The 6,926-nt window shown below is 69.8% G+C and carries 8 protein-coding genes; 1 reads left to right on the top strand and 7 read right to left on the bottom strand.

Annotation, left to right across the window (positions count from 1 at the left end; all coding sequences use genetic code 11):
• The first annotated feature begins 52 nt into the window (after nucleotides 1–52).
• Nucleotides 53–1,405 carry a hybrid sensor histidine kinase/response regulator gene (locus CSW58_RS04205; RefSeq protein WP_099446432.1) on the top strand — a complete coding sequence of 451 codons (1,353 nt, stop codon included), beginning with the start codon at nucleotides 53–55 and terminating at the stop codon, nucleotides 1,403–1,405.
• A gap of 184 nt (nucleotides 1,406–1,589) precedes the next feature.
• Here the strand turns inward: CSW58_RS04205 and CSW58_RS04210 are convergent, their stop codons facing one another.
• The 7 genes from CSW58_RS04210 to CSW58_RS04235 all read right to left on the bottom strand — a co-directional run.
• Nucleotides 1,590–2,984: a S41 family peptidase gene (locus tag CSW58_RS04210; RefSeq protein WP_099446433.1), complete on the bottom strand. Its 1,395-nt coding sequence runs from the start codon at nucleotides 2,982–2,984 to the stop codon at nucleotides 1,590–1,592.
• 104 nt (nucleotides 2,985–3,088) lie between these two features.
• On the bottom strand, nucleotides 3,089–3,739 hold the full coding sequence (locus CSW58_RS14920) for a murein hydrolase activator EnvC (RefSeq protein ID WP_236627643.1): 651 nt from the start codon (nucleotides 3,737–3,739) through the stop codon (nucleotides 3,089–3,091).
• 8 nt (nucleotides 3,740–3,747) lie between these two features.
• Nucleotides 3,748–4,128: a hypothetical protein gene (locus tag CSW58_RS14925; protein ID WP_236627644.1), complete on the bottom strand. Its 381-nt coding sequence runs from the start codon at nucleotides 4,126–4,128 to the stop codon at nucleotides 3,748–3,750.
• A 16-nt stretch (nucleotides 4,129–4,144) separates the two neighbouring features.
• Entirely contained in the window at nucleotides 4,145–4,609 is a 465-nt protein-coding gene (gene rlmH, locus CSW58_RS04220; protein WP_201721567.1) for a 23S rRNA (pseudouridine(1915)-N(3))-methyltransferase RlmH, read from the bottom strand.
• A 53-nt stretch (nucleotides 4,610–4,662) separates the two neighbouring features.
• Nucleotides 4,663–5,085, bottom strand: coding sequence for a ribosome silencing factor (gene rsfS, locus CSW58_RS04225; RefSeq protein ID WP_201721568.1), 423 nt, complete (start codon nucleotides 5,083–5,085; stop codon nucleotides 4,663–4,665).
• Between the two features lie 107 nt (nucleotides 5,086–5,192).
• Entirely contained in the window at nucleotides 5,193–5,849 is a 657-nt protein-coding gene (locus CSW58_RS04230) for a nicotinate-nucleotide adenylyltransferase (RefSeq protein WP_099446435.1), read from the bottom strand.
• Nucleotides 5,815–6,926, bottom strand: a 1,112-nt coding sequence (locus CSW58_RS04235) for a glutamate-5-semialdehyde dehydrogenase (RefSeq protein WP_099446436.1), incomplete at its 5' end; no start/stop codon positions are given. The genes CSW58_RS04230 and CSW58_RS04235, both read right to left, overlap by 35 nt.

Genomic DNA, 6,926 nt, shown 5'->3' on the forward strand with positions numbered 1-6,926 from the left:
GGCATCGCCGACCTGCTGGCCAAGACCGACCTGACCCCCGAGCAGGACCGCTATGTGCAGATCTTCCGCCGCTCTCGGCGACAATCTGCTCAACCTGATCAACGACATCCTCGACCTGTCCAAGGTCGAGGCCTCGCAGCTGGACCTGGAGCGCACCGGCTTTTCCCTGAGCGATCACCTCGAGAAGGTCATCGAGATGGTCGGGCCCAAGGCCTATGAAAAGGGACTGGCCCTGGTGTGCGAGATCGCGCCCGATGTCAGCAACGACCTGGTCGGCGACCCGACCCGGCTGCGCCAGGTGCTGCTGAACCTGCTGGGCAACGCCATCAAGTTCACCGAGTCCGGCCAGGTGCGCCTGAAGGTCGAGATGGATCCAGATCGCTCGGTGCCGACCGCCCTGCGCTTTTCGGTGTCCGACACCGGGATCGGCATCGCCTCCGACAAGCTGGCCCGGGTCTTCGAACGCTTCACCCAGGCCGACTCCTCGACCACCCGACGCTTCGGCGGGTCGGGCCTGGGCCTGACCATCTCCAAGCGGCTGGTCGAGTTGATGGGGGGGCGGATCTGGGTGTCGAGCGCCGTCGCCAAGGGCAGCACCTTCGCCTTCGCGGTGCCGTTCGAGGTCTGGGCGGCGGCCAATCGCCCGGTCAGCGCGCCCGAGGGCCAGGGCCCCCAGGCGCCCCTGCCGCCGCTGCGGATCCTGATGGCCGAGGACTCGCCCGACAACTGCATCATCGCCCTGGCCTATCTGGAAGACACCCCCTACCAGGTCGATGTCGCCGACACCGGCCTGATCGCCTGCGAGATGTTCAAGATCGGGCGCTATGACCTGGTGCTGATGGACCGGCAGATGCCGGTGATGGACGGCCTGACCGCGACCCGGACCATCCGGGCCTGGGAAGTCGCCCATGATCGGGCCCCGACCCCGATCATCGCCCTGACGGCCTCGGCCCTGAAGGGTGACCGCGAGACCTGTCTGGGGGCGGGCTGCACCGCCTATCTGACCAAGCCGATCAAGCAAGACGTGCTGCTGGCGGCGATCCGCGACTATTCGGCCCTGTCGCCCTCGGCCCTGTCCGCCCCTGCGACCGTGCGGCCGGCGCCGCTGGCGCCCAGCCGGTTGAACGCCCGTCTGGCGGCCCAGGTTCCGGCCTATCTCGACAGCTGTCGCCAGCATGTCCTGACCTTGCGCGCGGCGCTGGACCGGTCGGACTTCGAGGCCGTGATTCTCCTCGGGCACAACATGCGCGGGGCCGGCGGCGCGTTCGGCTTCCAGGCGATCACCGACCTCGGCGCCAGCCTGGAGCAGGCCGGCGACCTGGCTGACCTCGCCGCGTCGCGGCGACTGGTCGAGGACCTGTCGCTGTATCTGGACAGCCGGCCCGAGGCTCCGCTGCGGCAGTAGAGTGTGCGCTTTTCCCTCGCCCCTTGCGGGACAGGGTGACCCGGCGAAGCAAGGCCGGCTGAGGGGTCGAAAGACGCAAAACGCCGCCCCCAGCGGTCAGGCTGGGCGCGGCGAAGCGTTGGTGGGGATCCCTCATCCGTCGGCGACGCCGACTCCTTCTCCCGCAAGGGGAGAAGGAGGAGTTCTACTTCTTCTCGACCGTCGGCTTGCCGACTCCCGCCGCCGCGGCGGCCTTGGCGGTGACCTCGGCGATCTTGGCGGCGGGCTTGGGCATCTTGGGCACGGCCTCGACCGAGCCGGCCTTCAGCACGGCCAGGGCCCGCTCCAGCTGGAAGTCGCCCTTCTTCTCGTCAAAGCCCGGAGGCGGCGCCTCGGCCGGGGTGTGGGCGCCCTTGCGGGTCTTGCCCTCGTCGGCGTTGAGCGCGTTCTTGAAGCTGGCTTCGCTGAACCACACGCGGTTGGCGATGTCCTGGGCCTGGTCCTTGGTCTGGGCCACTTCCAGGTTGGGCTCGATGCCGGTCTTCTGGATCGAGCGGCCCGAGGGGGTGAAGTAGCGGGCCGTGGTCAGTTTCAGCGCTCCGTCGGCGCCGCCGCGCAGCGGAATCACGGTCTGGACCGAACCCTTGCCGAAGCTGGTGATGCCGACGATCTCGGCGCGATGGCGATCCTGCAGGGCGCCGGCGACGATCTCGGCGGCCGAGGCCGAGCCCTGGTTGATCAGCACCACCACCGGCAGGCCGTTCAGCATGTCGCCGGGGCGGGCGTTATAGCGCTGGATGTCGCGGGCCTCGCGGCCGCGCTGGCTGACCACCTCGCCGCCGTCCAGGAAGATGTCCGAGACGCTGACGGCCTGGTCCAGCAGACCGCCGGGATTGTTGCGCAGGTCGAAGACCAGGCCCTTCATGGCCGGGTTCTTGGCGCGCAGGTCCTGGATCCCCGCGATCAGGGCCTCGGTCGACTTCTCGTTAAAGCCCGGCAGGCGCACATAACCGTAGTCGCCTTCCATGCGGGCGATGGCGGCGCGGGGCTTGATGACTTCGCGGATCAGCTTGACGTCGAAGGGGTCGGTCTTGTCGCGGGCGATGGTCAGGGTCACCGGCTCGCCGGGCGCGCCGCGCATCTGCTTGACCGCCTCGCTGACCGTCAGGCCGAGCACCGACTGGGAATTGACGGCGGTGATATAGTCGCCGGCCTGCACGCCGGCCCGTGCGGCGGGAGTGCCGTCCATCGGCGAGATCACCTTGACCACGCCGTCCTCGCTGGTGACCTCCAGGCCCAGGCCGCCATATTCACCGCGGGTGGTGTCCTGCATGTCGTCGAAGCTCTCCGGCGACAGGTAGCCGGAATGGGGGTCCAGGCTGGTCAGCATGCCGTCGAGGGCCGCCTCGATCAGCTTCTTGTCGTCCACTTCCGAGACATAGGAGTTCTCGACCGTGGCGACCACGTCGCCGAACAGCTCCAGCATCTTGTAGGTGCGGGCCTTGGACGGGCTGGTCGCCTGGGCGATGGGGCTGACATAGGCCATGGTCCCCGCGCCGAGGACGAAAGCCGAAACACCGATGAGCAGGTACTTGCGCATATGGCCTCAAAAGGCTCCCTGACGGCGCAAGCGCCGCTTTGATTGTTCACCGTCCCGCCCAGCCCGACGCGACGCTTGATCGTCATCATTGCTGAAAAAGGCGTCTACTGCGACCCCTGCTTCAGCCAGCGCTCCGGATTGGTCGGCGCGCCGTTCTCTCGCACTTCAAGATAGAGCTCCGGCTCCAAAGATCCACGGTCCGTCATGCGTCCCAAGGGCGCGCCGGCCGCGACCGACTGTCCGGGGGCGACGCTGACCTGGTCCAGTCCGGCCAGGACCAGATGATAGGCGCCCTGGGCGCGCAGGATTATGACCATGCCCCAACCGTTCAGGGGACCCGCATATTCCACCACCCCGGCGGCGGGGGCGGCGACGCTCTTGCCCTTCTCGGCGCGGATCGACAGGCCCGAGGCCGCGCCCCCGGCCGGCAGGGCCTCGCCGAAGCGGTGGACGACCGGACCCAGCACCGGCGGGGCCAGGGTCAGGGGTCCGGTGGCCGGGGCGGGGGTCAGGCCGTCGGTCAGGGCCCCCAGGGTCCGCTGCTCCTGGTCGACCACCAGGGCCTCCTGGGCATAGGCGCGCTCGAGGGCGGTCTTCTCGACGATCATACGCTCCAGGTCGCCCTTGCGGTCGGCCACCAGGCTCTCGGCGGTGAACAGCGCTTCCGAGGCCGCGGCGGCCTCGCGGCGCAGGGTGCTGACCGCTCGGGCCTGGCGGGCATAGGCGTCGGCCCGGGCCTGCAACTGCGGGGTCATGGCGCGGATCAGGATGGCGGCCCGAACCGCGTCGCGGGCGTCGCCGGGGCTGACCAGCAGGGCGGGGGCGGATCACGGCGAAAAAGCTGCAGGGCGCTGAGCAGCCGGGCCATGCGGCTGCGGTCGCGGCCCAGATCGGCGGCCAGTACTGATTCGCGATGGTGCAGCACTTCCAGCCGGGCCCGCTTGAGGTCGACATCCTGGCCGGCGGCGACCTGGCGCTGGCTGAGGCGGCCCAGCTCGGCCCGCAGATCCTCGATCTCGCGGCGGGTGTCGGCGGCCTGGCGCAGGTCGCGGGTCCTCTGGCTGACCTGGGCGGTCACGACCCCGGCGGTCCCGAGGGCCAGGACCAGGGCGAGCAGGCAAAGGGCGGCGGCGCGACGCGACATCGCCTGACTATCTGCCCTAATCGCGATGATAGGGCGAGCCCGACAGGATGGTGACGGCGCGATAGACCTGCTCGGCCAGCATGGCCCGGGCCAGGGCGTGGGGCCAGGTCTGGGGTCCGAAGGCCATGGTCTCCTGGGCGCTCGCCAGGATCGCCGGGTCGAGGCCATCGGCCCCGCCGATCAGGAACACCACCCGCCTTGTCCCGTCGTCGCGCAGCCGGGCCAGGTGCTCGGCGAAGGCGCGGCTGGGGCGGACCTTGCCGTGCTCGTCGCAGGCGATGACGTGGGCGCCTTCCAGGTGCGGCCGCAGCACCTCGGCCTCGGCGGCCTTGCCGGGCTTGCGGGCCTCGACCTCGACGACCTCGACCGGCCCCAGGGCCAGGGCGCGGCCGGACGCCGTGGCCCGGGACGCATAGTCCACGGCCAGCTGGGCCTCGACCATGCGGCCGAGCTTTCCGACGGTGAGGAGGGTGATCTTCATCATCTACACCGTCATCACCCGCGGGACGCGGGGGATGACGGCCTGTGGACGTCTTAGTTCGACGCCATCCGGTGCGGCGCGTCGACGGCCCAGATCTTCTCGATGTTGTAGAACGAGCGGACCTCGGGGCGGAACAGGTGGACCACCACGTCGCCGGCGTCGATCAGCACCCAGTCGCAATGCGGCAAGCCTTCGACCCGCGCCTTGCCGAACCCGGCTTCCTTGAGGGCGCGGATGACGTGGTCGGCCAGGGCGCCGACGTGACGGTGCGACCGGCCCGAAGCCACGATCAGGCTGTCGGCCACCGAGCTCTTGTCGGTGAGGTCGATATGGACAATGTCCTGGGCCTTGTCGTCGTCCAGGCGGGACAGGATCAGTTCTTCGAGCGCCTTGATGCTCAGATTCAGGGCTTGCTCGGAAGAGGTCTCGGGGGAAGCCGAGGCCTCATGCGCACTTGGCGCGGGGTCGCTACGCAGCGGAAATGCTCCTTGATGGGTTCGCGCAATAGCTCCCATAGCACGGATGTGTCGAAAAGATCAGGGGTGTCGTGGTCGCGGGCGCGCGGCGTGACAAATAGGGCGCTTTAGCCCCCCTTGGTCTGCCGGTCGCGCAGGGCGGTGGACGAGGCGAAGTTCAGCGGGCCGGTCAGATAGACCCAGGCCGGGGCGCTCAGACCGGGCAGGGTGGCCGCCGCGCTGGCCGGCTTGCGGGCATGGGCGAAGCGGCGGGCGGCGGGCGAGGTGCGGGCCTTCAGGGCCGCCCAGGGCCGCGAGATCACCGCCACCGGCATTTCGCGCATGATCTGGGTCCAGCCGCGCCAGCGGTGGAAACTGGCCAGGCTGTCGGCCCCCATCACCCAGACGAAGTTGACGCCCGGATAGCGGGCCTTCAGCACCCGCAGGGTGTCGATAGTGTAGTTGGAGCCCATGCGGGTCTCGGCGTCCGAGACGATCATCGAGCAGCCCAGGGCCCGGGCCCGCGCCCCGGCCATCCGCTCGGCCAGGGGCCGGGTCTGGGCCGAGGATTTCAGCGGGTTCTGCGGCGAGACCAGCCAGATCACCTTGTCGAGGTTGAGACGGCGCAGGGCGGTTTCCGCCACGTGGGCATGGCCCTCGTGCGCGGGATTGAAGCTGCCGCCGAACAGCCCCACCCGCATGCCCGGCTCCAGATGGAAGCCCAGGCGCTGCGCGGCGGGTCTGCCGGCTTCAGGGACGAGTCTGGCCGGTCCCGCGAACCACATATTTGTACGTTGTCAGCTGCTCGGCCCCAACCGGACCGCGGGCGTGAAGTTTGTCGGTGGCGATGCCGATCTCGGCCCCGAAGCCGAACTCGCCGCCGTCGGCGAACTGGGTCGAGGCATTGACCAGCACGATGGCGCTGTCGACCAGGGCGATGAAGCGCTCGGCGGCGGCCACATCCTCGGTGACGATGGCGTCGGTATGGCCCGAGCCATAGGCGGCGATATGGGCGGCGGCCCCCTCGACCCCGTCGACCACGGCCACCGACAGGATCGGGGCCAGATATTCGGTCGACCAGTCGGCCTCGACCGCCGGCTTCATGGCCGGTTCGATCTGGCGGGCATAGTGATCGCCGCGCAGCTCGCAGCCGGCCTTGATCAGGGCGTCGGTGATCGTCGGCAGGATGCGTGCGGCCACGGCCTTGTCGACCAGCAGGGTCTCGGCGCTGCCGCACACCGAGACCCGCCGCATCTTGGCGTTCAGCACGATGGCGGCGGCCTTGGCCGGATCGGCCCCGGCGTCGACATAGACGTGGTTGAGGCCTTCCAGATGGCCCAGCACCGCCACCCGGGCCTCGGCCTGGACGCGGGCCACCAGGCTCTTGCCGCCCCGGGGGATGATCAGGTCGATCGTACGGTCCAGCCCAGACAGAATCGCCCCGACCGCGGCCCGGTCGGCGGTGGCCACCGCCTGGACGACGGTGGCGGGCAGGCCGGCGGCGGCCAGGCCCTTCACCACGGCGGCGTGGATGGCCAGGCTCGAGGCCAGGCATTCGGAGCCGCCGCGCAGGATCACCGCATTGCCCGAACGCACGCACAGGGCGGCGGCGTCGGCGGTGACATTGGGGCGGCTCTCATAGATCATGGCGATCACCCCGATCGGGGTGCGCACCCGGGCGATGTCCAGGCCGTTGGGCCGGGTCCAGCGGGCGATCTCGGTCCCGAGCGGATCGGGGATGGCGGCCACGGTGTCGACCCCGGCGGCCATGGCCTCCAGCCGGGCGGGATCCAGGGCCAGCCGGTCCAGCATCGGTCCCGACAGGCCATTGGCCTTGGCCTTGGCCAGGTCCTGGGCGTTGG

It is taken from the genome of Caulobacter sp. B11, from assembly GCF_002737765.1.
GTDB lineage: Bacteria > Pseudomonadota > Alphaproteobacteria > Caulobacterales > Caulobacteraceae > Caulobacter.